The organism is Variovorax robiniae (genome assembly GCF_037889955.1).
In the GTDB taxonomy this organism is placed as follows: domain Bacteria; phylum Pseudomonadota; class Gammaproteobacteria; order Burkholderiales; family Burkholderiaceae_C; genus Variovorax; species Variovorax robiniae.
In genome coordinates this window covers 1-23599 of record NZ_JBBKZS010000042.1, presented here as the reverse complement: position 1 = coordinate 23599, position 23599 = coordinate 1, and the positions used below count along the sequence as shown (strand labels likewise).

The window sequence follows — 23599 nt, the reverse complement described above, 5'->3', positions numbered from 1 at the left end:
GTGGAACGCGTTCAGGTCGAAGGTCGGACGAACCGCCTTGAAGCGGAAGCTCGCGACCTCTGCATCGGGCAGTTGGCGGCGCAGCAGGTCCATCAGCAGCGTGGCAATCAATGGGCCATGAACGATCAGCCCGGGGTAGCCCTCGACCTGCGTGACGTACTGGCGGTCGTAGTGGATGCGGTGGCCATTGAAAGTGAGCGCCGAATAGCGGAACAGCAACACGTCGTCCGGCACGATCTGGCGGCGCCACGCTGCCTCCGCCGGCGCGGCCTGGGGAGGTGGCACCACATCGTTCGGACCCTGTGCTTCGCGATAGACGATGTCGTGGAACTCGACCAGCGCAGGCTCGGCGGCCTCGTTGCAACGCACCTCATGCCGCACCTTCACGAACACCAGCTTGCCGGTACGCCCTTCCTTGGTGGTCACGTCGTCGATCGTCGAAGTGCGCGCGACCCGGTCCCCGACATGGATCGGCGAGCGGAACTCGAACTGGCTGCCGGCCCACATGCGCCGGGGCAGCGGCACCGGGGGAAGGAACCCGCCGCGCTTCGCCTGGCCGTCCGTGCCAATCTCGCTCTGCCGATGCATCGGCAGGAAGTACAGCCAGTGCCACAGTGGCGGCAGGCTCGTGCCGGCGACCACCGGGCTCGTCGGGTGGTCGAGCGTCGCGGTGAGCGCGACGACGGGGGTGGGGTTGACGGCGTCATGCACCGTCTCGCTGCGCCCGATCCAGGCTTTCAGCTCATCTCGCTTGGCATCCACTTCGGTCTCCTTCTCTTGACTGCAGCAGGTGGCGGCAGCTCTGGGACCGAAGTTTGCGGCGGCGATTACCTCAAGAGAAGTGCATTATTTGGACGTATTGATGCACCGAACGCAATACCGACTGCGCAGGCGCCTACGTCGGCCGATCCGCAAAGAGATCCACCATCACCTCGCGCAGCCACCGGTTCGCAGGGTCCATCTCGAATCGCCTGCTCCAGTGCAAGGAGACGCCGAAATCGCGCAGCGCAAAAGCGGGCTCCACGATGGTGTAGCCGCCCTGCTCCTGCACGAATCCCCGCGCGATGTTGCGCGGCATCACCACCGCGAGGTCGGTGGCACGCACGATCGAGGGCAGCACCATGAAGTGCTCCGTCGTCAGCCGCACGCGGCCGTCGAGCCGCAGCAGGTGCAGGATGCGCAGCGTGTCGGCATGCGTTCGCACCGCCACGTATTCGAGCTTGTGCAGGGCGTCGAGCAGCGCGGTGCCGCTGCGCTTGCGCTGCAGGAAGGGGTGGCCCTCCCGCAGCAGCACGATGTAGCGGTCCTTCAGCAGCAGCGTGCGCTGCGTGTCCTTCACCTGCGGCAGGAAGCCGAAGGCGAAGTCGAGTCGCCCGCTGTCGAGCGCGGCGCCGATGTCGGCCTGCGGCACCGGCAAGGTCTCGAGGCCCACGGCCGGCGCCAGTTCGCCCAGCCGGGTCATCAGCGGCGGCAGGAAGCGGCCCTCGCCGATGTCGCTCATGTGGATGCGAAAGCGCCTGGACGAGGAGACCGGGTCGAATCGCTCTGGCTCTTCGAGCGCCTGCTGAACCGTCTGCAGCGCGGCGCGCACCGCCACGGCCAGGCGCTCGGCGCGCGGCGTGGGCGCAACGCCACCGGGGGCGCGAATGAAGAGCGCGTCCTGGAGCAATGCGCGCAGGCGGCCCAGGCCGTGGCTGGCGGCGGGCTGGGTGAGTCCAAGCGCATCCGCCGCGCGGCTCACGCTGCGGGCGCGGTAGACCGCATCGAACAGGCGCAGCAGGTTCAGGTCGAGGGCGTCGATATGCATGGAATGCATGTTACTTAGTTCAAAACATTTATTGAACGACCGGCGCGACACTCCGACACTGCAACCCGGCGCTACATCCCGATCAACCGACGATAGGAGACAACGTGATGCTGAAGACGATCCGCTTCGCCCCGGCCTTGCTCGCACTCATGTGCGCTGGCGCGATGGCCCAGACGCCACCCGCCGAGGAACCCGGCTGGGCCAAGGGCCGGCCGAAGACAGAAGCCGCCGGTCGCATGGCGCCTGTGCCGGCCTTCCCCGTCCCGACCGCGGCCGACAAGCTGCCCACGCCCAACCTGAAGGTGCCGCCGGGCTTCAAGGTCGAGACCTGGGCCTCGGGCGTGCTCGATGCGCGCGAGCTGCGCAGCAACGGCAAGGGCACCGTGTTCGTGAGCACGCTGTTCGTGGGCAACAAGGTCTACGCGATCAACGAGAAAGGCCCGAACCGCGAGGCCAAGGTGATCATCGACAAATTGCCTATGGCGACCGGCCTCGAGTACTACAAGGGCGCGCTCTACGTCGCCACCCACAAGCAGATCCTGCGCTACGACAACATCGACTCGAAGCTGGACAACCCCGGCACGCCGGTGGTGCTGTATGACAAGCTGCCCGGCGGCGAGGACCACAGCTGGAAGTACCTGCGCATTCACAACGACAAGCTCTACTTCAACATCGGCGCGCCCTGCAACATCTGCGACCCGGGCGAGTACGCCAAGATCTACCGCATGAACCTCGATGGCAGCAACATCGAGACGGTCGCGGCCGGTGTGCGCAACACGGTGGGCTTCGACTTCGACCCGAAGACCGGCAACCTCTGGTTCACCGACAACGGGCGCGACTGGTTCAGCGAGGAACTGCCCAACGACGAGCTGAACGTGGTGACCGGCCCGAATCAGCACTTCGGCTATCCCTTCTGCCACCAGGGCAACATCCCGGACCCGGAATTCGGCTGGGGCAAGTCGTGCAGCGACTTCAAGAAGCCCGCCGCACTGCTCGGCCCGCATGCCGGCTCGCTGGGCTTGACCTTCTACAAGGGCAAGATGTTCCCGGCGAAATACCAAGGGGCGATGTTCATCGCCCGCCACGGCCCATGGAACCGCACTGTCAAATACAACGACGTCTCCGTCGCCTGGCCTGATGGCAAGGGCGGCGCCAAGGTCGAGCCGTTCATGACGGGCTTCGTCAAGGACAACACCTACACCGGCCGTCCGGTCGACTTCCTGGTGCTGCAGGATGGCTCGATGCTGGTGAGCGACGACCACGCGGGTGCGATCTATCGCATCAGCTACGGCGGAAAGTAAGCGAAGTGAAGGGAGGACCGCGAGCACACGGCGTCTCGGGCGCGCGGGCACTGGGTGTGCCGGCGCGCATCATGGCCTGTGCGGCCGCGGCGGTCGTCGCGCTCGCCGCCCTGCCGGCCAACGCGCAGGGGACCAAGCCCAAGCCGGCTTCGGCGGCACCGGCCGCTGCGCCGGCGGCCGCGGCGGTGCCTTACCGGCAGCGCTTCGCGGAGGTCTGTGCGGCCTGTCATGGCGCCAATGGCCGCAACGACGCGATGCCGGGAACGCCGGCGCTGTCCGGCCAGCATTCGTTCTATGCGATCACGCAACTCTTCCTGTTCCGCGAGGGCCGGCGTGAGAACCCGGCCATGACGGCGGTGGCCAAGGGCATGAAGGACGCCGACATGCAAGGTTTCGCCGACTTCATCGCCACGCTGCCGCCGGTGCCGCCCACGGCGCCGGCCACGCCCAACGATGCGGCCCGCATGACGAAGGGTCAGGCACTGGCGCAGGAACACAAGTGCGTGTTCTGCCACGGCGCCGACCTGAGCGGCGGGCAGCAGGTGCCGCGCATCGCGCAGCAGCGGGAGGACTACCTGCAAACGACGCTTCGCGAGTTCAAGAGCGGCAAGCGGCCCGGCTACACCATGGCCATGAGCGCGGCCGTGTCGCAAATTTCGGTCGAGGACCTCGACACCCTCGCCTACTACATCGCACGATTTCCCGCCGGAACGCCCGGCAAGTGAAGGGAGGGAGGGGTCATGGAAGTTTCCTTCAGCAAGGAAATCGAGGCGCTGCGTCTGGGCGCAGGTGACACATTCCATGGCGAGGGCATCCTGGCCATCACCAAGGGCCTGCTGCAGTCCGGCGTGTCCTACGTGGGCGGCTACCAGGGCGCGCCGGTGTCGCACCTGCTCGATGTGATGGTGCAGGCCAAGCCGTACATGGACGAACTGGGCGTGCACGTGGAAGCCTGTTCCAACGAGGCCTCCGCGGCGGCGATGCTGGGCGCCTCCATCCACTATCCGCTGCGCGGCGCGGTGACGTGGAAGTCGATCGTCGGCACCAACGTGGCGGCCGATGCGCTGTCGAACCTGTCATCACCGGGGGTGACGGGCGGTGTGCTGATCGTCGTCGGCGAAGACTATGGCGAAGGTGCCAGCGTGATCCAGGAGCGCACGCATGCCTATGCGCTGAAGTCGAGCATGTGCCTGCTCGACCCGCGACCGGACCTCGGCCGGATGGTGGAGATGGTCGAGCACGGCTTTCGGCTGTCGGAACAATCGAACATGCCCTGCATGATGGAACTGCGCATCCGCACCTGCCATGTGCGTGGCAGCTTCGAATGCAAGGACAACATCGCGCCGGAAATTTCCACGCGCGCACTGATGAGCGAGCCGGCCGGCTTCGACTACATGCGGCTCGCGCATCCGCCCGTGACCTTCCGCCATGAGAAGTTGAAAGGCGAGGAACGCCTGCCGGCGGCGCGGCGCTACATCGTCGAGCACGGGCTGAACGAGTTGATGCCGGGCGAACATGCGGACCTGGGCATCGTGGTGCAGGGCGGGCTCTACAACGCGCTCGTCCGCAGCCTGCAGCAGCTTGGCCTTGCGGATGCCTTCGGCGACAGCGCCATTCCCTTGATGGTGCTGAACGTGACCTACCCGTTGGTGCCGGAACAGCTTGCGGACTTCTGCGTGGGCAAGCGCGCGGTATTGGTGGTGGAGGAAGGCCAGCCGGAATACATCGAGCAGGAACTGGCGACGCTCCTGCGCCGGCGCGACATCCAGACGCCGCTGCATGGCAAGGACATGTTGCAGGCGGCTGGTGAGTACGGTGTGGAAGTGCTGGCCACGGGTCTTGCCACCTTTGCAGCAAAGTGGTTGCCGGGCCATTCGCTCGACTCGGCGCAAGGCTGGCTGGACGGCAACAAGTCGCGCCGCACCGCCGTCGCCGCGCAACTCGCCGCACCGTTGCCGAACCGCCCGCCGAGCTTCTGCATCGGCTGCCCCGAGCGGCCGGTGTTTTCCGCGCTCAAGCTGGCGCAACTCGACAATGGTCCGGTGCACATCGCGGCGGACATCGGCTGCCATGCCTTCGGCACCTTCGAGCCCTTCTCGATGGGCCATTCCATCCTCGGCTACGGGATGAGCCTGGCCAGCCGCGCAGGGGTGTCGCCGATGATGAACCGGCGCGCGCTGTCGATCATGGGCGACGGCGGCTTCTGGCACAACGGGCTGCTCACCGGCGTGCAGAGCGCGCTGTTCAATGGCGACGATGCGGTGCTGCTGATCTTCAAGAACGGCTACACCTCGGCCACTGGCACGCAAGACATCATCTCGACACCGGACGACGAATCGAAGGCCCGCGCCATCGACAAGCTGCAAAGCATGGTCGCGGAGAACCAGACCATCGAGACCACGCTCAAGGGCCTGGGCGTGCAGTGGATGCGCACCGTCCACACCTACCGTGTCGACAAGATGCGCGCCACGCTCAACGAAGCCTTCACCAGCGACTACAACGGCCTCAAGGTGATCGTGGCCGAAGGCGAATGCCAGCTCGAGCGCCAGCGCCGCATCAAGCCCTGGCTCGCCAGCCTGCAGCAGCGCGGCGAACGCGTGGTGCGCGTGAAGTACGGCGTCGACGAGGACGTGTGCAACGGCGACCATGCCTGCATCCGCCTCTCCGGTTGCCCGACGCTGACGCTGAAGGACAACCCCGATCCGCTCAAGGTGGACCCGGTGGCCGTGGTCATCGACGGCTGCGTGGGCTGCGGCCTGTGCGGCGAGAACGCACATGCGGCCACACTGTGCCCGAGCTTCTATCGGGCGGAGGTGGTGCAGAACCCGAAGTGGCACGAGCGACTGCTGCATGAGTGGCGCACGCGAGCGCTTCGCTGGCTCCAGCCTTCGCAACGCGTTGCGCAAACGGTGGCGCCATCATGAACCACACATCGCCCATCACCCTGCTGATCTGCGCCCTCGGAGGCGAAGGCGGCGGCGTGCTGACCGAATGGCTGGTCGAGGTGGCGCGGCATGCGGGCCATGCGGCGCAGAGCACCTCGATTCCCGGCGTGGCGCAACGCACCGGCGCGACCACCTACTACCTCGAGGTGTTCCCGGTGCCGTTCGCGCAGCTCGGCGGCCGGCGACCGGTGTTCAGCCTGAGCCCGGTGCCGGGCACGCTGGACGGCATCGTCTCGTCCGAACTGCTGGAGACCGCGCGGCAGGTCGGCAACGGCATGGCGGTGCCGCAGCGCACCCTCGTCATCACCTCCTCCGCCCGCACGCTGACCACGGCCGAGCGCATGCAGCCCGGCGACGGGCGCGCGGATGCGCAGCGCCTGCTGGACACGGTGAAGTGCTTCAGCCGCGAGCATCATGTGTTCGACATGGGTGCGATGGCGCGCGAATGCGGCACCGTGGTGAGCGCGGTGATGCTGGGCGCGATCGCCGGCAGCGGCTTGTTTCCCTTTCCGCGCGACGCCTACGAGGCAGTGGTCCGGGGTCGCGAGTCCGACCCGCGCGCGCAGGTCGACAAGACGACCGCCGCGAGCCTGCGCGGATTTGCGCGCGCGTTCGATGCGGTGAGCGCGCCGCGTGCGCAAGCCGCGCTGGTCACGAGCTTGCTGGCCACGCAGGAGCCCGATGCCTCCGCGCCGGCGCCCTTGCCGGACGACCTGGCCCAGGCCTTCCCGAAGCCGGTGCATGCGATGCTGACACTGGGCCATGCGCGAATGCTGGACTACCAGGGCGCCGACTATGCCGCGCTCTATGTCGAGCGCTTGCAGCGCGTGCTTGCCGCCGAGCGGGCCACCGATCCGGCTGGTGCCAACGCCTTCGCCATCACGCGCGAAGTGGCACGCTGGCTCGCGCTGTGGATGGCCTTCGACGACATCGTGCGCGTGGCCGAGCTCAAGAGCCGCGCGAGCCGCATCCGGCGCGTGCATGCGGAGGTGAAGGCCGGGCCGGACGACATCGTCAAGGTGTACGACCACTTCAAGCCCGGCGCGCCCGAGTTGGCGGCACTGCTGCCGTCGGCAATGGCCCATCGCGTGATCGCATGGGACCGCGGGCGTCAGGCGAAGGGCAAGGCGCCCTGGGCCGTCCCCCTGAAGGTCGGCGCCCACTCGATCCTGGGCATGGCCTCGCTGCGTGCGCTGGCCTCGCTGCGCTGGTTGCGCGTTCGGGGCAGCCGCTTCGCGGACGAGCAGGCTCTGATCGACCGGTGGCTTGCCGCTGTGGTGGCCGGCACGCACAACAACTGGCGGCTCGGCCATGAGATCGCCCTGTGCGGTCGGCTCATCAAGGGTTATGGCAGTACCAACGAGCGCGGCAAGGCGAACCTGCTGCACGTGGTCAACCACCTGGCCTCCGAACCACTGCCCCGATGCACGACGGCCAAACGTGCTGACGCCATTGCAGCGGCGCGCACCGCGGCCCTGGCCGACGACGCGGGCATCGCACTCGATGCCGCGTTGGTACGCCATGGCGCACCGCCACGGCCTATCGTGGCGCAGCCGATCCGGTGGATGAAGCGGACGCCCCAGGCGCGATGACGCGCAACGCAGGTAAACGCGGATTTACGCTGCCGACGTTCTTATAGAACATAACCTTTTTCGACTGCTTTCCATTGCATCCCGCCTCAAGGAGACACCGAATGACCAGCCCTCGCCTCACCACCCTTGCCCTGGGCGCCACCATGGCCGCACTGGCCGTGTGCAGCTTCAGCGCACAGGCGCAGGACAAGCCGGTCAACCTCAAGATGTCCAGCTGGGTGCCTGCGCAGCATCCGCTCAACCCTTCGCTGATTGCCTGGGCGGAGGACATCAAGAAGGCATCGGGCGGCACCATCACGGCGACGCTGTTCCCCTCGGAGCAACTGGGCAAGGCCTTCGATCACTACGACATGGCGCGCGACGGCATCGCCGACTTTGCCTACGTCAATCCCGGCTACCAGCCCGGGCGCTTCCCGATCATGGCGGGCGCCTCGCTGCCCTTCCTGTTCTCCAATGCCAAGGGCGGCTCGGCCGCCATCGACGCCTGGTACCGCAACTACGCGGCCAAGGAGATGAAGGACGTGAAGTTCTGCTTCGCCTTTGTGCACGACCCCGGCACATTCCATTCGCGCAAGAAGATCACGCTGCCCACCGACATCAAGGGCATGAAGATCCGCCCGGCCACCAGCACCATCGGCCAGATGGTGACGTCGCTCGGCGGGACCAACGTGCAGGCCTCGGCACCTGAATCGCGCGACATGCTGGAGCGCGGCGTGGCCGATGCGATCACCTTCCCGTGGGGCTCGATCAGCCTGTTCGGCATCGACAAGGTGGTCAACTTCCACATGGACGTGCCGCTCTATGTCACGCCCTTCGTCTGGGCGATGAACAAGGACAAGTACGACAGCATGTCGGCCGCGCAGAAGAAGGTGATCGACGACCACTGCACCAGCGAATGGGCGGAGAAGGTGGCGTCGCCTTGGGCGGATTTCGAGTTCGCGGGGCGCGCGAAGATTGCGGCGCTGCCGGGGCATGAGGTCTACAAGCTGACGCCGGAGCAGCTCGCGGCCTGGCGCGCCGCCGTGGCGCCTGGCGAGGCGCAGTGGGCAGAAGGCGTGAAGAAGGTGGGTGGCGACCCGAAGGCGATCATGGATGCGTTGAAGGCGAGCCTGGCGAAAACGAATTCGGCGCTGTGATCTGGATGGCCGCTCTTCATGCCCCCTCCCCCGCTGGGGGAGGGTTGGGGTGGGGGCACACGGCCGTTGCCCCCATCCCAACCTTCCCCCAGAGGAGGAAGGAGTAAAAGTCATGAGCCAACGCTCCGCCCGTGTGATGGACCGGATGATCAACACGATCGAATGGCTCGCCGCCATGTTCGTGGGGATCGTGGCGCTGAACATCTTCATCGCGGTGGTGCTGCGCAAGTTCTTCGACACCTCCATACCCGACGCGTACGACTTCGGCCGCATGCTGCTGGGCATCCTGATCTTCTGGGGCATCGCGGCAACGAGTTATCGCGGCGGACACATCACGGTCGACCTGGTGTGGACCGCGTCTGGCCCGCGCATGAAGCGGGTGATCGACGTGTTCGCGACGCTGGTGCTGCTGTTCGTGGTCGCCGTGCAGACCGCCACGCTGTTCGACAAGGTGCGCGGCACCTGGGTCGACAACGTGCAGACCTTCGACATGAACATCCCCGTCTGGCCCTTCTATGCGGTGGCCTGGTTCGGCGATGTCTGCGCGGTGGTGCTGATCGCCATCCGCACGTATCGACTGATCTTCCAGCCGGAGTTGCTGGACGACGAGAAGCCGGAACAGAAGGCCGACTGATGAGCACAGACGCGATCGCAGTACTTGGCTTCGTCGTCCTCTTCGCATTGATGCTGCTGCGCGTGCCGGTCGGCATGGCGATGGGGCTGGTCGGTGTGGTCGGCTACAGCTGGATCGTCGGCGTCGGCCCTGCGCTCAAGCTGGTGGGCCAGACCTCGATGCGCACCGTCACCGACTACACCTTCGGCGTGATCCCGATGTTCATGCTGATGGGTGCGCTGGTGTCGGTGTCGGGCGTGAGCCGCGAACTGTTCCGGGCGGCCAACTCCTTGATCGGGCATTTGCGCGGCGGGCTCGGCGTGGCCACGGTGCTGGCTTGCGGCGGTTTCGCGGCGATCTGCGGCTCGTCGGTGGCGACGGCGGCGACCTTTTCCGCGGTGGCGTATCCGGAGATGCGGCGCTTCAACTATCCGCAGTCCTTCTCCACCGGCGTGATCGCGGCCGGCGGCACGCTGGGCGCCATCCTGCCACCATCCACCGTGCTCGCGGTCTACGCCATCCTCACGCAACAGGACATCGGCAAGCTGTTCATGGCGGGCGTGGTGCCCGGCATCCTGGCGATGACCATGTACGTGCTGACCATCGCGATCATCGTGCGCGTGCGTCCCGGCTGGCTGCCGGCGGGCGAGCACAAGCCGTGGTCGGAACGTCTGGTCGACCTCAGAGCGGTGTGGGCGCCGCTGGTGCTGTTCATCTTCGTGATCGGCGGCCTCTACGGCGGCTTCTTCACGCCCACCGAGGCGGGCGGCGTCGGTGCCAGCGGCGCCTTCCTGCTGGGCCTGCTGCGCCGCAAGCTCGATGGCCCGAAGATCCGCGAGGCCCTGCTTTCCGCCACGCGCACCGCCGCGGCCGTGTTCACCGTGCTCATCGGCGCGCTGCTGTTCGGCTACTTCCTCACCGTCACGCAGAGCCCGCAGAAGCTCACTGAATTCCTCACCGGCCTGGGCATCGGCCGCTACGGCGTGCTGGCGCTGATCATGGTCATGTACCTGATCCTCGGCTGCCTGATGGACGCAATGGCGATGATCATCCTGACCGTGCCGATCATCTTCCCGGTGATCGTGGCGCTGGGCTTCGACCCGATCTGGTTCGGCGTGATCATCGTGATGACGGTGGAGCTGGGGCTGATCCATCCGCCAGTGGGCATGAACGTCTTCGTCATCAAGAGCGTGGTGAAGGACGTGAGCTTCACCACCATCTTCAAGGGCGTGCTGCCTTTCATCGTCACCGACATATTGCGCTTGATCATCCTGATCGCTTTCCCGATCATTGCGCTATGGCTGCCAACAAGGATGGGATAGGCCTCACGCGCTTGCAACTATTGCGAGGGGGCGTGGGCGCGGCGGCGTGCGCTGCCTTACCCTTTGGCGCTGCGGCCCAGACACCTGCAACGTCCACGCGCATGAACACCCGCCCCATTCCCTCGACCAAGGAAGCCCTCCCCGTTATCGGCTGCGGCACCTGGCTCGGCTTCGACTACTCGCCCGGCACGGCCGAATATGCGCGCCTTCCGGGCGTGCTCGACGCATTGTTCGACGCGGGCGGCCGGGTGATCGACAGTTCGCCGATGTACGGTCGCGCAGAGGCCAACACAGGCGACCTGCTGGCCGCGGCGAAGGGCCACGAGAAGGCTTTCGTCGCCACCAAGGTCTGGACCAGTGGGCGCGAGGCCGGCATTGCGCAAATGGAGCAATCCTTCGCGCGACTGAAGACGCAGCGCATGGACCTGATGCAGGTGCACAACCTGGTCGACTGGCGCACGCACCTCGCCACGCTGCGGGACTGGAAGGCGCAGGGCCGCGTGCGCTACATCGGCATCACGCACTACACCGCGTCGGCGTACGCGGAGGTCGAGGCGGTGCTGCGCGCGGAGAAGCTGGATTTCCTCCAGATCAACTATTCGCTGGACGAGCGCACCGCCGAGAAGCGCCTGCTGCCGCTCGCGGCCGAGCGCGGCGTGGCGGTGATCGTGAACATGCCCTTCGGCGGCGGCGGCCTGCTGCGCCGGCTGCGCGACAAGCTGCTGCCCGCCTGGGCGGCGGAGATCGGCTGCACGAGCTGGGCGCAGGTGCTGCTGAAGTTCGTGCTGAGCCAACCGTCGGTGACCTGCACCATCCCCGGCACCAGTCGGCCGGAACACATGGCCGAGAACGCGAAGGCGGGCATGGGCGAGGTGCCCGACGCGGCCTTCTGGAAGCGGCACGCGGCGGACTTGCCTTCGTAGGCGCCGGAACTCTCGATACCCGGTGCCCTCGGCCCGTGTCCGGGCCTACACAAGCTTGCGTGCCCGCAGCGCTTCGACCTGCTCCACCGTGTAGCCCAGTTCCGCAAGGATCTCGTCCGTGTGCTCGCCGAGCGCCGGCGCAGCGCGGCTGAACTCGACTGGCGTGTCAGACATCACCACCGGATGCCGCGACACCGGATAACTCTGCGCGCCGAAGCGCTGCGACTGCAGCATGCCATTGGCCTGAATCTGCTCATCCTCCAGCACCTGCTGCAGGTCGTGCACGGGCGCCGCCGGAATCTTGCAGCCCGCCAGCGCCGCCAGCACTTCGTCGCGGCTGCGCGTCGCACACCACTCGCGCATGACGGCGCTGATCGCCTCGCCGTTCTGCCCGCGCAACTCGTCGTTGGCAAAACGCGGGTCGGACTTCATGGCGGGTTGCCCGACGAGGTCGCACCAGCGCCCGAACATCGCCTGCCCGATGGTCTGAACGATCAGCCAGCCATCGCGCGCACGAATCACATCGCTGGGCCCCGCGAGGTAGCCGCGATTGCCCTGCGGCACGCGGTTCTTCGCCAGCAGCGCCTGCTCGATCAGCGCGCCGTTGGTGTGCACCAGCGCCGTCTGCAGCAGCGAACCTTCGACGCACTGTCCGCGCCCCGTGCGTTCTCGCGTCCACAGCGCGGCCAGCGCGCCCATCGCGCAGGCCTGCGCCGTGCCGAAGTCGACCCAGGTGGCGGCGGTGCGCGCCGGTGCATCCGGCAGGCCTGACAGGAACATCGCGCCGCTCATCGCCTGGCCGACCGAGTCGAAGCCGGCCTGTCGCGCCGACGGCCCCTGGGTGCCGAAGGCCGTCACGCTCGCCAGCACGACGCGGGGGTTGCGCGCGCTCAGGGTCGGGTAGTCGAGGCCCAGGCTGCGCAAGGTGTCGGGCGGCAGGTTGGCCACGACCACGTCCGCCGTGTCCACCAGTTGCTCGACGATGCGCCGGCCTTCCGCGCTCGCGAGGTCGAGGGTGAGGCAGCGCTTGTTGCGGTTCAACTGCAGGAACATGCCACCCTCTCCGCTGGCCAGCACCGGCGGTACCCGGCGGTCCTCGCCACCTTCCACGCGCTCGATCCGAATGACATCGGCGCCAAGGTCGCCGAGCAACGCGGCGCAATAGGGACCGGCGATGTAGCGGCCGAAGTCGAGCACACGCACGCCTTCGAGCAAGGGTGGCGCGCCGGGAGAGGAAGCAGGGATCGTCATGCGGGCCAGTATCACGCGGCGTGCAGATCGCGGCCATGCGTGGAAAGCCCGAAGCGCGTGTCATGCCGTCGCGGCGGTGGACAGCACGCCACAGCTTGCTATCGTTCGTGGCACATGACCGAAATCCTTGGCATCACCGGCCCGATCTACCTCGTCATCGCGCTGGGCTTCCTGGCGGGGCGCCTCGAGATCTTTTCCAAGGCGGACATGCGGGTGCTGGGCACCTATGTCGTCAAGTTCGCGCTGCCCGCCCTGGTGTTCACCGCGCTCTCGCAACGGCCGGTGAGCGACATCCTGAACGGGCGCTACATGTTCGACTATGCGATCGGCTCGCTGATCGTGATGATGATCGCCTTTGCGTGGGGCTGGCAGCGACAGGGCAAGAGCTTCACGCTGAGTTCGCTTTGCGGCCTGGGCATGTCCAGTTCCAACAGCGGCTTCATCGGCTACCCGATCGCGGTGCAGGTGGTCGGCCCGTCGACGGCGGCGGTCGCGCTGGCGATGAACATGGTGATCGAGAACCTGGTGATGATTCCGATCACGCTGGCGATGGCGGACAGCGGCAACTCGGGCGCGGGCAAGTGGTACCGCATCGCGCTGGAATCGATGGGCAAGCTGGCGCGCAATCCGGTGATCCTGGCCATGCTCGGCGGCTTCGGCGTGGCCTTGCTGGAACTGCCGATCGCGGGCGGCGTGCTGGCGCGCACCATCAACATGCTGGCGATGTCCTCGGCAGCGGTGTCGCTGTTCGTGATCGGCGGCGCGCTGGTCGGGCTGCCGATCAAGGGCATGCGGCGAGACGTGTCGGCCATCGCGCTGGGCAAGCTGGTGTTGCATCCGCTGGTGATCGGGCTGCTGGTGTGGCTGCTGCCGCCCAGCGATCCTTCGCTGCGCGCGGCGGCTGTGGTGTTCGCGGGTGTGCCGATGCTCAGCATCTATCCGATCCTGGCGCAGAAGTACGGCTTCGACGCGCTCTGCGCGGCGGCGCTGCTGCTGGCGACTGTCCTTTCGTTCGTGACGATCAGCCTTCTGCTGTGGTTGCTGGGGGAATTGCCGGGGTGGATACCGGCGCCATAGTGCGGCTCCGGACAAAGTCCACGGAGCCAGCCTCATCAAGCCTCCACAGCCTAGGCTGACACGACCGCAATGCCGCGAATCTGACCTGCCTTCGGTTCACTCGCAGGCCGCGGATAGCGCGTCGGCGAAAAGCGGTGCAGCAACTCGGCCTCGCGCGCACGCGCCATCGCGAGGTTGGCCAGCTTCACATGCCCATAGCCGCGGATCGTCATCGGCACCGCGGCGATCTGCGCAGCCAGCTTCTGGTTGGCCGGCGACAACTCCGACATCAGTTCATCCATCCGCGCCTCGAACTGCCCGATCAGCGCGCGCTCCAGCCGCCTTTCCTCCGTGTGGCCGAACAGGTCGAAGGCCGTGCCCCGCAAGCGCTTGCCCCATGCCAGCCACTTCATCGCCGGCCACATCCAGCCGCCGAGGCGGATCTTGCGCGGTGGCTGCCCACCCTTCGGCCGCGACAGAAAGGGCGGCGCCATGTGGAATTCAAGCTGGAAGTCACCCTCGAACTGCTCGGCCAGCTTCTCGCGGAAGCTGCCGTCGGTGTAGAGGCGGGCCACCTCGTATTCGTCCTTGTAGCTCATGAGCTTGAGCAGGCTGCGGGCCGCGTTGCGCGTAACCGGCAGGCTGGCGTCGCCGCCAGACAGCGCGGACTCGCGCGCCATCACGTCGCGCAGGCGCGTTTCGTAGCGTTGCGCCCAATCGGCGTTCTGATAGGCCGACAACCGAGCGACCGCGTCGGCGATCAGCGCTTCCGCCGTCTCGTCCTGCGGCGCATGCATCGCGGCGCTGCGCAGCCCGTGGATCGCGTTCGCATCCGCCGCAGCCAGTCGGCCCAGCGAGAAGGCCGTCTGGTTGGCCTCGACCGCCACGCCATTGAGCTCGATCGCCCGCATGAGGGATCCGAGGCGCAGCGGAATCAGCCCGCGCTGCCACGCATAACCCATCGCAAGGATGTTCGAGGCCTGCGTGTCGCCGATGAATTCCTGCGCCAGCGATTGCGCATCGAAAGTCTCGATCTGCTCATCACCCGCGACGAAGCGCATCTTCTCCAGCAGCAGTTCGACCTTGAGGTCCGCATCCGGATTGCGCAGCGCCTCGGCCACCGGGATCTCGTGCGTGTTCGCGAGGATGCGCGTGCGGCCATGGCGCACCGTCTGCAACGCGTCGGCCGATGCGCCGACCACCACGTCGCAGGCGAGGATCGCATCGGCCTGTTGCGTGTCGATGCGAACCTGGTTGAGGCGCTCGGGCCGGTCGGCCAGCCGCACGAAGCTCAGCACCGCCCCGCCCTTCTGCGCGAAGCCCATGAAGTCCAGCACGCTGGCCGACATGCCTTCCAGGTGAGCGGCCATCGCGATCACCGCGCCCACCGTCACCACGCCGGTGCCGCCGACGCCGGTGACGAGCAGGTCGTACGGACCATCCCACAGGTGCTCACCGGGCACCGCGAGTTCGGCCACATGCTGCAGGAATGCCGCACGGCCCGCCGCGAGTGCCCCGCTCTTCTTGCGCAGGCTGCCACCGGTCACGCCGACGAAGCTGGGGCAGAAGCCCTTGGCACAGGAATAGTCCTTGTTGCAACTGGTCTGGTCGATCTGGCGCTTGCGGCCGAGCGCGGTTTCGAGCGGCAGCACCGCCACGCAGTTGCTCTGCACGCCGCAGTCGCCGCAACCTTCACAGACCGCCTCATTGATGAACAGGCGCTTCGACGGATCGACCATCTCGCCCTTCTTGCGGCGCCGGCGTTTCTCGGCCGCACAAGTCTGCTCGTAGATCAGCACGGTGACGCCAGGCACTTCGCGCAGGCGGCGCTGCACCGCATCGAGTTCGCTGCGGTCATGGAACTCGGTGCCGGCCGGGAAGCGGCTCTTGAGCGCGTCGTACTTGTCGATGGCATCGCTGACGACCACCACCTGCTTCACGCCTTCGGACTCCACCTGTCGCGCGATCGCGTCGACGCTGATGACGCCATCCACCGGTTGCCCGCCGGTCATCGCCACCGCGTCGTTGAAGAGGATCTTGTAGGTCAGCGTGGCCTTGGCCGCCACCGCCTGCCGGATCGCGAGATAGCCCGAGTGGTAGTAGGTGCCGTCGCCGAGGTTCTGGAACACATGCGGCGTGCGCGTGAACATCGAATGCGAGACCCAGTCGACGCCCTCCCCGCCCATCTGGATCAAGCCGGCCGTGCTGCGGTCCATCCAGTTGGCCATGAAGTGGCAGCCGATGCCCGCGCGTGCGGTCGAGCCCTCGGGCACCTTGGTGCTGGTGTTGTGCGGGCAGCCGGCGCAGAAGTACGGCAGGCGCTTGACCGAATCGCCGCCGTTGCTCAGCAGTTCGGGCAGCGTGAAGTCGCGCACGTGCTGGAAGTGATTGCCGAGCTCGGTGTTGTCGGCGAAGTGCTGCGCCAGCCAGTGGGCCACCAGTTCGATCAGGCGTGACGGCCGCAGTTCGCCGAGCGCGGAGACCAAGGGCTTGCCATCGCGGTCCAGCTTGCCGACCAACGCCGGGCGCGCATCGGACGGCGCGTTGTAGAACAGGTCGCGCAACTGCGTCTCGACGATGGCGCCCTTCTCCTCGATCACCAGGATCTCGCTCAGCCCCTGCGCGAAGGCTTTCATGCGCGTCTGCTCGACCGGAAAGCTCAGGCCCACCTTGTAGAGCCGCACGCCCACGCGCGCCAGGCTCTCGGGCGTCACCTCCAGCCGGCGCAGCACTTCCATGAGGTCGTAGTGCGCCTTGCCGCAGGTCACGATGCCGACCGTCGCATGCGGGCTCTCGATCACGTGGCGGTCGATGCTGTTGACGCGCGTGAAGGCGGCCACGGCTTCCAGCTTGTCGGCCAGGCGGGATTCGATGCGCAGCGATGGCAGGTCGGGCCAGCGGTAGTGCAGGCCATCGGCCGGCGCGAGATGGCCGGTGATGCCGCGCACCGAGTCGGCATCGGCCCAGGCCGCGACGCGGGCGTTGATGCGGTCCAGGTCGACGGTGCCCGCGCTCTCCACGACTTCCGACAGCGCCGCCATGCCGACCCAGGCGCCGGAGAAGCGCGACAGCTCATAGCCGTACAGCCCGAACTCCAGGTACTCCGCCACGTTGGCCGGTTGCAGCACCGGCATGCTCCAGGCCATGAAGGCATGGTCGCTCTGGTGCGGCATCGAGGAGGACACGCAACCGTGGTCGTCGCCCGCCACCACCAGCACGCCACCATGCGGCGAGGATCCATACGCGTTGCCGTGCTTGAGCGCATCGCCCGCGCGGTCCACGCCCGGCCCCTTGCCGTACCACATCGCGAAGACGCCTTCGACCGTGCGCTCCGGGTCCGATTCCACGCGCTGCGTGCCCAGCACCTGCGTCGCCCCGAGTTCCTCGTTGATGGCCGGCACGAAGCGGATGCCGGCCTCCTTGAAGCGCGCGCCGGCCTTCCAGATCGCCTGGTCGACCATGCCCAGCGGCGAGCCGCGATAGCCGCTGACGAAGCCCTGCGTATTGAGGCCGCGCGCTTCGTCACGCTGGCGCTGCATCAGGAGCACGCGCACCAGCGCTTGCGTCCCGGTGAGATAGATGGCGCCCGAATGGGCCCAGAGGCCATCGGACAGCTTGTAGTCTGCGCGCGCCAGCGGCTGCGCTGCTTCGTGGGTAGTCATGCGAGGATTGTTCTTCGCATCGAGGAGGAATATTCTCTTCTTTGCGCCCAAACCGACCCTCAATTCGAGAACATTTTTCTCGATTCAAGCCATGAACGACGATTTCATTCCTCTCGACAATCACTCCCTGCAAATCCTGCACGAACTGCAGCGCGACGCCCGCCAGACGGTCCAGCAGATTGCCGACAAGGTGGGCCTCTCTTCCACGCCCTGCTGGCGCCGCATCAAGGAGATGGAAGCCTCCGGCGTGATCCGCGGCTACACGGTGGTGGTGGACCGCGAGAAGGTCGGCCTCAACCTCGCGGCAGTGACCGAGGTCAACCTGGACCGGCACCATGAATCGAAGGTGCGGGACTTCGAGAAGGCGGTGGAGGCCAGCCCGCAGATCGTCCGCTGCGTCGCCGCGACCGGTCCGGCCGACTACATCCTCACGGTGCTGGTGCCCGACATCAAGCATTACGAGAAATTCCTGCACACCACGCTGTTCGAGCAGGCCGGCGTGACGCATGTGCGCTCGTCGATCGTGCTGCGGGAGGTGAAGGACGAGGGCAGCCTGCCGATCGAGCTGGGTGCGCCAGCACGGCAACGCGGCACGCGCTGACGACGATGGAGGGTCAATGCCCATCGGGGTAAGCCCCGTGTGAACAAGGCACCCGTTCGCACCATCCTTCGTCCTCACCCAATAGGAGACGACGCGATGAGAAAACTCCAAGCCGGGCTGCTGCTCGGTGCGCTTCTGTTCGTTGGCGCGGCGCCAGTCGCCCAGGCGCAGTCCACTGCCACGCCGGCCAAGATCCAGGCCGCCACACAGCGCGTGGATGCCAACTTCATCCGCAACAATGCCAAGCGCACGCTCGACTGGCCCAGCTACGGACTCGACTATGCGGAGACGCGCTTCAGCAAGCTCGAACAGATCAACACCGGCAACGTGAAGCAGCTGGGCCTGGCCTGGACCTACAACCTCGAATCCACGCGCGGTGTCGAAGCCACGCCGCTGGTGGTCGACGGCATCATGTACGTCACCGCCTCCTGGAGCGTGGTGCATGCGGTGGACACGCGCACCGGCCAGCGCATCTGGACCTACGACCCCAAGGTCGACAAGTCCAAGGGCTACAAGGGCTGCTGCGACGTGGTGAACCGCGGCGTGGCGCTCTACCAGGGCAAGGTCTTCGTGGCCGCGTACGACGGCCGGCTGATCGCGCTCGACGCCGCCAGCGGCAAGGTGGCCTGGGAGAAGAACACCATCGAGGGCCAGAAGGGCTCCTACACCATCACCGGTGCGCCGCGCGTGTTCAAGGGCAAGGTGATCATCGGCAACGGCGGCGCCGAGTACGGCGTGCGCGGCTACGTCACCGCCTACGACGCCAACACCGGCGACCAGAAGTGGCGCTGGTTCGTGGTGCCGGGCGATCCGTCCAAGCCCTTCGAGGACGCCTCGATGGCCAAGGCCGCGAAGACCTGGGATCCCTCTGGCAAATATTGGGAGGCGGGCGGCGGCGGCACCGCATGGGACTCGATCACCTTCGACCCCGAGCTCAACCTCATGTACGTCGGCACCGGCAACGGCTCGCCATGGGCGCACAAGGCGCGCAGTCCCAAGGGCGGCGACAACCTCTACCTGGGCTCGCTGGTGGCGCTCAACCCTGACACCGGCAAGTACGTCTGGCACTACCAGGAAACGCCGGGCGACAACTGGGACTACACCTCAACGCAGCCGATGATCCTGGCCGACCTCAAGATCGACGGCAAGGCGCGCAAGGTGATCCTGCATGCGCCGAAGAACGGCTTCTTCTTCGTCATCGACCGCACCAACGGCAAGTTCATCTCGGCGAAGAACTTCACGGCGGTGAACTGGGCGACGGGCTACGACAAGAACGGCCGGCCCATCGAAGTGGCCGCCGCGCGCGAGAACACGAAGCCCGGCGACAGCATTCCCGGCCCCTTCGGCGCGCACAACTGGCATCCGATGTCGTACAGCCCGCAGACCGGCCTGGCCTACCTGCCGTCGCAGAACGTGCCGCTGAATCTCATGGACGACAAGGACTGGAAGTTCGATGAGAACAAGCCGGGCCGGCCGCATGCGGCACTGGGCTGGAACACCGGCATGTTCGCCAATGTCGAGCCGCCGAAGAGCAAGCCTTCGGGCCGGCTGATCGCGTGGGATCCGGTGGCGCAGAAGGAGGCGTGGGGCGTGGAACACGTGTCGCCATGGAACGGCGGCACGCTGACGACGGCCGGCAACCTCGTGTTCCAGGGCACGGCCGACGGCCGCATGGTCGCCTACAACGCGAAGACCGGCGACAAGCTGTGGGAGACGCCCACCGGCACCGGCGTGGTCGCCGCGCCGATGACCTACCTGGTCGACGGCAAGCAGTACGTGTCGGTCGCGGTCGGCTGGGGCGGCGTGTACGGCCTCGCGCAGCGCGCCACCGACCGGCAGGGTCCGGGCACGGTCTACACCTTCGTGATCGGCGGCACAGCGAAGGCGCCGGAGTTCGTGCAGTACAAGCTCGACAAGCTGGTGCAGGGCGTGAAGTACGACCCAGCCAAGGTCGAGGCCGGCACCTACCTCTACGTGAGCAACTGCGTGTTCTGCCACGGCGTTCCGGGCGTGGACCGTGGCGGCAACATCCCCAACCTCGGCTACATGGACGCGTCGTACATCGAGAACCTGGACAAGTTCGTGCTCGCCGGGCCGGCGATGTCGCGGGGCATGCCGGACTTCACCGGGAAGCTGTCGGCGGGGGATATCGATGCGATCAAGGCGTTCATCCAGGGGACGGCGGACGCTGTTCGGCCCAAGTGATGGGCATTTGTTAGCGCCGCGAGTCGCCTCGTCGGGCTGACGATTCCTTTCCGCTGCGGGGGCCGCCCGGTATGCCAAGCGCGCTGGTCGCCTTCACTGCGCCGGCCCCTTCGGGGCTTCCCTGCGGTGCTTATATGGACGCCTCCCGTGTGACAAGCAGATTCTTGAAGTTCTGACGTGGCGGATTGACTGCGCTATTGGCAGCTTGCGTGCCGCGCAGGACCAGCGCCCAGTGCAATCCAATCTCGGGGGAAGCGAGTGCGCCTTGATCTGTCGGAACAAGCGCGGGCTCAACCGAGGTGCGAACGAACACCGGCCATTGAACACCCCAGAGCCCGGTATGCGGTGCGCGTCGGGTGCCGCCTCTGTGCCGCCGAAGCGCGCAGCGTTTGGCGGATCAGGGCCACATGCTGTTTGAGCCGAAGGCGAGTTCATGTGGACCCCGCCAAGCGCGAGCACTGCAGGGGAGTCCCGAAGGGGCCGGCACAGTGAAGGCGCCCGGCGCGCACCGCATGCCGGGCGGACTTCGAAGAGCACACGAATCTCACTCCTCCACCAGCGCGGGCGCTCCACGCGCATCAAGCCTCACCCCCTGCGCCGCGCCTTCAGCATCTCCGCCACGAGGAACGCCAGCTCCAGGCTCTGAGACCCATTGAGCCGCGGGTCGCAAGCACTCAGGTAGCGCGCCTGCAAGCCCGCCTCGGTCAGCCCTTGCGCGCCGCCCGTGCATTCGGTGACGTCCTGCCCCGTCATCTCGAAGTGCACGCCGCCCGCATAGCTGCCGGCCGCCGCATGCACGTCGAAGAAGCTGCGCACTTCCGCCAGGATGCGCGGGAAGTCGCGCGTCTTGACCCCGGCCGACGTGGTCACGGTGTTGCCGTGCATCGGGTCGCAGCACCAGACCACGTTGCGCTGTTCGCGCTGAACCGCCGCGATCAAGGCCGGCAGCCGCTCGGCCAGCAGGTCGGCGCCCATGCGCGTGATCAGCACCATGCGACCCTCGGCGTTGTGCGGATTGAGGATGTCGAGCAGACGCAGCAGGTCGTCGGGCTTGGCGTTGGGCCCGAGCTTGCAGCCGATCGGGTTGTCGATGCCGCGCATGTACTCGACGTGCGCGCCGTCGAGCGAGCGCGTGCGTTCGCCGAGCCACAGCATGTGGGCCGAACCGCCGTACCAGCGGCCGGTGGCGTCGTCGCGGCGCGTCAGCGCTTCCTCGTAGTGCAGGTGCAGCGCCTCGTGCGAGGTGTAGAACTCGACCTCCTTCACCTGCGGCGAACTGCTGGCGTCGAAGCCGCAGGCCTCCATGAAGGCAAGGGCCTCCTCGATGCTTTGCGCCACCGCCTCGAAGCGCTCGCCTTGCGGGCTGTGGCGCACGAAGTCGGAGGTCCAGCGATGCACTTCATGCAGGTCCGCAAAGCCGCCCTGGGCCATCGCGCGCAGCAGGTTGAGCGTGGCGGCGGAATGCGAATAGGCGCGCAGCAGGCGCTGCGGGTCGGCCATGCGCGCTTCCGGCGAGAACTCGGCGCCGTTGACGATGTCGCCGCGATAGGACGGCAAGCTCACGCCATCCACCGTCTCCGCGTCGGACGATCGCGGCTTGGCATATTGCCCCGCCATGCGGCCGATCTTGACGACTGGGCAGGAGGCGGCGAAGGTCAGCAGCACGGCCATCTGCAGGATCACGCGGAACGAGTCGCGCACCGTGCCCGCGCTCAGCTCATCGAAGCTCTCCGCGCAGTCGCCGCCTTGGAGCAGGAAGGCCTTGCCTCGCGACACCGCGGCCAGGCGCTCACGCAGCGTGGCCGCCTCGCGGCCGAAGATGAGCGGAGGCCAGGCGGCCAGTTGTTTGTCGGCCAAGGCCAGTGCGGCCGGGTCCGGATAGCTCGGCATTTGCGCCACCGGAAAACGGCGCCAGCTGTCGGGGGACCAAGTGGTTGTGGAGGTCGCGATATCGGTCATTGTTTTGTCCCTGCACTCGGAAAGAGTGCGGCACGATACCGCGACTTCAGTTGAGGCTGGTGACAGGCTGTGCTGGCGTTCGCTTCGAAGCGTGATAGCTGCCGGTGCCGCGCGTCAGCAACGTGTCGGTGGGCAGCACAGTGCCGGGCTGGTACTCGGGCTGGCCGGCGATGCGTTCGTAGAGCGGCCCGAAATCGATGTGGGCCAGGTCGAGCAACTTGTCGAGGTTGTCGATGACGAAGTAGCTTTCCTGGAAGTCGTCGATGCGGTAGTTGGTGCGCATCACACGCTCCAGGTCGAAGCCGATGCGGTTGGGCGACGGGTCGTCGAGCGAGAACACCGTCTCCGTGTACGAGGACGCGATGCCCGCGCCATAGATGCGCAAGCCGTCCGCCTGCTTCACCAGGCCGAACTCCACCGTGTACCAGTACACGCGCGCCAACTTGTCGAGCACACCGAGTTGGCGCGCACGCAGGCCGCCGACGCCGTAGGCCTGGATGTAGTCGGCGATGGCCGGGTTCATCAGCATCGGCACATGGCCGAACACGTCGTGGAAGACGTCGGGCTCTTCGAGGTAGTCGAGTTCGTGCGGTTTGCGGATGAAATGTCCTGCCGGAAAGCGCCGGTTCGCGAGGTGCTCGAAGAAGACTTCGTCGGGTACGAGGCCCGGCACCGCGACCACCTGCCAGCCGGTGCGCTGCATGAGCACTTCGCTGAGCTGCTCGAAATCGGGGATCTGCTCGGGGCCGATCGGCAGGTCTCGCATGCCTGCGACGAATTCGTTGCAGGCGCGGCCGGGCAGCAGCTTTGACTGGCGCTCGAAGAGCGTCTTCCAGACGGCGTGTTCGGCGGCGGTGTAGTTGTGCCAACCCTGGTCGATGGTCCAGTCGGCGCGCGCGGGCGCTTGGCCGCCGGCCAAGCCGTGGCCGGTCTTGAGACCCTCGGGGGTCAGTTCCTTGAGTTGCATCAGCATTGTTCAATCACCTTCAAGGCGCACGCGCATCCATTGCAGAAACACCGGGGAACCGGCCTTGCCGGGCCTCTGGTGCTGCTCCCGGTAGGGGGTGGAGGAGCAGACGCAGTGCGCGGATCCCGGGGCGGTCGGAAGTCACGCCGCCTGCAGCACGCCGCGGCGCACCTGGTCGCGCTCGATCGACTGGAACAGCGCCTTGAAGTTGCCTTCGCCGAAGCCGTCGCTGTAGTCACCCTTGCGCTGGATGAATTCG

Annotated in this window: 17 protein-coding genes and 1 pseudogene; 11 read left to right on the top strand and 7 right to left on the bottom strand. The window is 66.8% G+C overall.

The window, feature by feature from the left end:
- Both WKW79_RS35495 and WKW79_RS35490 read right to left on the bottom strand, forming a co-directional pair.
- Positions 1-762 (bottom strand): HTD2 family dehydratase (locus WKW79_RS35495; protein WP_340339933.1); only part of this gene is annotated, 762 nt, incomplete at its 3' end.
- A gap of 133 nt (positions 763-895) precedes the next feature.
- Positions 896-1816, bottom strand: coding sequence for a LysR family transcriptional regulator (locus WKW79_RS35490; RefSeq protein WP_340339932.1), 921 nt, complete (start codon positions 1814-1816; stop codon positions 896-898).
- A gap of 98 nt (positions 1817-1914) precedes the next feature.
- Between WKW79_RS35490 and WKW79_RS35485 the strand changes: the two genes are divergently transcribed.
- The 8 genes from WKW79_RS35485 to WKW79_RS35450 all read left to right on the top strand — a co-directional run bounded on the left by WKW79_RS35485 (position 1915) and on the right by WKW79_RS35450 (position 11639).
- Positions 1915-3108, top strand: a complete 1194-nt coding sequence (locus WKW79_RS35485) for a PQQ-dependent sugar dehydrogenase (protein WP_340339931.1) — start codon at positions 1915-1917, stop codon at positions 3106-3108.
- Positions 3109-3113: 5 nt separating this feature from the next.
- Positions 3114-3833 carry a c-type cytochrome gene (locus WKW79_RS35480; RefSeq protein ID WP_340339930.1) on the top strand — a complete coding sequence of 240 codons (720 nt, stop codon included), beginning with the start codon at positions 3114-3116 and terminating at the stop codon, positions 3831-3833.
- A gap of 15 nt (positions 3834-3848) precedes the next feature.
- Positions 3849-6032, top strand: a complete 2184-nt coding sequence (locus WKW79_RS35475; RefSeq protein ID WP_340339929.1) for a thiamine pyrophosphate-dependent enzyme — start codon at positions 3849-3851, stop codon at positions 6030-6032.
- Positions 6029-7645 (top strand): indolepyruvate oxidoreductase subunit beta family protein, encoded by a 1617-nt coding sequence (locus WKW79_RS35470; protein ID WP_340339928.1) that lies wholly within the window; start codon positions 6029-6031, stop codon positions 7643-7645. Before WKW79_RS35475 ends, WKW79_RS35470 begins: the two co-directional genes overlap by 4 nt.
- 101 nt (positions 7646-7746) lie before the next feature.
- On the top strand, positions 7747-8781 hold the full coding sequence (locus WKW79_RS35465) for a TRAP transporter substrate-binding protein (protein ID WP_340339927.1): 1035 nt from the start codon (positions 7747-7749) through the stop codon (positions 8779-8781).
- Positions 8782-8893: 112 nt separating this feature from the next.
- The gene (locus WKW79_RS35460) at positions 8894-9415 is read left to right on the top strand and encodes a TRAP transporter small permease (RefSeq protein WP_340339926.1); all 522 of its coding nucleotides are present in this window, start codon (positions 8894-8896) and stop codon (positions 9413-9415) included.
- Positions 9415-10716, top strand: coding sequence for a TRAP transporter large permease (locus WKW79_RS35455; RefSeq protein ID WP_340339925.1), 1302 nt, complete (start codon positions 9415-9417; stop codon positions 10714-10716). The genes WKW79_RS35460 and WKW79_RS35455 overlap by 1 nt, the downstream gene beginning before the upstream one ends.
- A complete protein-coding gene (locus tag WKW79_RS35450) occupies positions 10692-11639 on the top strand; it encodes an aldo/keto reductase (protein WP_422824030.1) in 948 nt (315 codons plus the stop codon). The genes WKW79_RS35455 and WKW79_RS35450 overlap by 25 nt, the downstream gene beginning before the upstream one ends.
- Before the next feature lie 45 nt (positions 11640-11684).
- Here WKW79_RS35450 and WKW79_RS35445 read toward each other — a convergent pair whose 3' ends face one another.
- The gene (locus WKW79_RS35445) at positions 11685-12890 is read right to left on the bottom strand and encodes a CaiB/BaiF CoA transferase family protein (RefSeq protein ID WP_340339923.1); all 1206 of its coding nucleotides are present in this window, start codon (positions 12888-12890) and stop codon (positions 11685-11687) included.
- 114 nt (positions 12891-13004) lie between these two features.
- Between WKW79_RS35445 and WKW79_RS35440 the strand changes: the two genes are divergently transcribed.
- On the top strand, positions 13005-13967 hold the full coding sequence (locus WKW79_RS35440) for an AEC family transporter (protein ID WP_340339922.1): 963 nt from the start codon (positions 13005-13007) through the stop codon (positions 13965-13967).
- 50 nt (positions 13968-14017) lie between these two features.
- Here WKW79_RS35440 and WKW79_RS35435 read toward each other — a convergent pair whose 3' ends face one another.
- Positions 14018-17608 carry an indolepyruvate ferredoxin oxidoreductase family protein gene (locus tag WKW79_RS35435; RefSeq protein ID WP_340339921.1) on the bottom strand — a complete coding sequence of 1197 codons (3591 nt, stop codon included), beginning with the start codon at positions 17606-17608 and terminating at the stop codon, positions 14018-14020.
- A gap of 91 nt (positions 17609-17699) precedes the next feature.
- Between WKW79_RS35435 and WKW79_RS35430 the strand changes: the two genes are divergently transcribed.
- Positions 17700-18209 (top strand): Lrp/AsnC family transcriptional regulator, encoded by a 510-nt coding sequence (locus WKW79_RS35430; protein ID WP_340339920.1) that lies wholly within the window; start codon positions 17700-17702, stop codon positions 18207-18209.
- A 96-nt stretch (positions 18210-18305) separates the two neighbouring features.
- Positions 18306-20414, top strand: coding sequence for a PQQ-dependent dehydrogenase, methanol/ethanol family (locus WKW79_RS35425; RefSeq protein WP_340339919.1), 2109 nt, complete (start codon positions 18306-18308; stop codon positions 20412-20414).
- Positions 20415-20999: 585 nt separating this feature from the next.
- On the opposite strand, the gene WKW79_RS35420 is transcribed toward WKW79_RS35425, so the two are convergent.
- From WKW79_RS35420 to WKW79_RS35410, 3 genes and pseudogenes are all read right to left on the bottom strand, one after another.
- Positions 21000-22373, bottom strand: a complete 1374-nt coding sequence (locus WKW79_RS35420; RefSeq protein ID WP_340339918.1) for a class II 3-deoxy-7-phosphoheptulonate synthase — start codon at positions 22371-22373, stop codon at positions 21000-21002.
- A gap of 46 nt (positions 22374-22419) precedes the next feature.
- Positions 22420-23346, bottom strand: a complete 927-nt coding sequence (gene phhA / locus WKW79_RS35415; RefSeq protein WP_340339917.1) for a phenylalanine 4-monooxygenase — start codon at positions 23344-23346, stop codon at positions 22420-22422.
- A 135-nt stretch (positions 23347-23481) separates the two neighbouring features.
- Positions 23482-23599: pseudogene (locus WKW79_RS35410) on the bottom strand (4-hydroxyphenylpyruvate dioxygenase); the annotation flags it as partial.

Excerpts from the sequence above, each read along its gene's own strand:
- WKW79_RS35490 (WP_340339932.1), bottom strand. The coding sequence starts at position 1,816 with ATGCATTCCATGCATATCGACGCCCTCGACCTGAACCTGCTGCGCCTG.
- WKW79_RS35485 (WP_340339931.1), top strand. The coding sequence starts at position 1,915 with ATGCTGAAGACGATCCGCTTCGCCCCGGCCTTGCTCGCACTCATGTGC.
- WKW79_RS35475 (WP_340339929.1), top strand. The coding sequence starts at position 3,849 with ATGGAAGTTTCCTTCAGCAAGGAAATCGAGGCGCTGCGTCTGGGCGCA.
- WKW79_RS35470 (WP_340339928.1), top strand. The coding sequence starts at position 6,029 with ATGAACCACACATCGCCCATCACCCTGCTGATCTGCGCCCTCGGAGGC.
- WKW79_RS35465 (WP_340339927.1), top strand. The coding sequence starts at position 7,747 with ATGACCAGCCCTCGCCTCACCACCCTTGCCCTGGGCGCCACCATGGCC.
- WKW79_RS35460 (WP_340339926.1), top strand. The coding sequence starts at position 8,894 with ATGAGCCAACGCTCCGCCCGTGTGATGGACCGGATGATCAACACGATC.
- WKW79_RS35455 (WP_340339925.1), top strand. The coding sequence starts at position 9,415 with ATGAGCACAGACGCGATCGCAGTACTTGGCTTCGTCGTCCTCTTCGCA.
- WKW79_RS35450 (WP_422824030.1), top strand. The coding sequence starts at position 10,692 with ATGGCTGCCAACAAGGATGGGATAGGCCTCACGCGCTTGCAACTATTG.
- WKW79_RS35445 (WP_340339923.1), bottom strand. The coding sequence starts at position 12,890 with ATGACGATCCCTGCTTCCTCTCCCGGCGCGCCACCCTTGCTCGAAGGC.
- WKW79_RS35440 (WP_340339922.1), top strand. The coding sequence starts at position 13,005 with ATGACCGAAATCCTTGGCATCACCGGCCCGATCTACCTCGTCATCGCG.
- WKW79_RS35435 (WP_340339921.1), bottom strand. The coding sequence starts at position 17,608 with ATGACTACCCACGAAGCAGCGCAGCCGCTGGCGCGCGCAGACTACAAG.
- WKW79_RS35430 (WP_340339920.1), top strand. The coding sequence starts at position 17,700 with ATGAACGACGATTTCATTCCTCTCGACAATCACTCCCTGCAAATCCTG.
- WKW79_RS35425 (WP_340339919.1), top strand. The coding sequence starts at position 18,306 with ATGAGAAAACTCCAAGCCGGGCTGCTGCTCGGTGCGCTTCTGTTCGTT.
- WKW79_RS35420 (WP_340339918.1), bottom strand. The coding sequence starts at position 22,373 with ATGACCGATATCGCGACCTCCACAACCACTTGGTCCCCCGACAGCTGG.
- phhA (WP_340339917.1), bottom strand. The coding sequence starts at position 23,346 with ATGCTGATGCAACTCAAGGAACTGACCCCCGAGGGTCTCAAGACCGGC.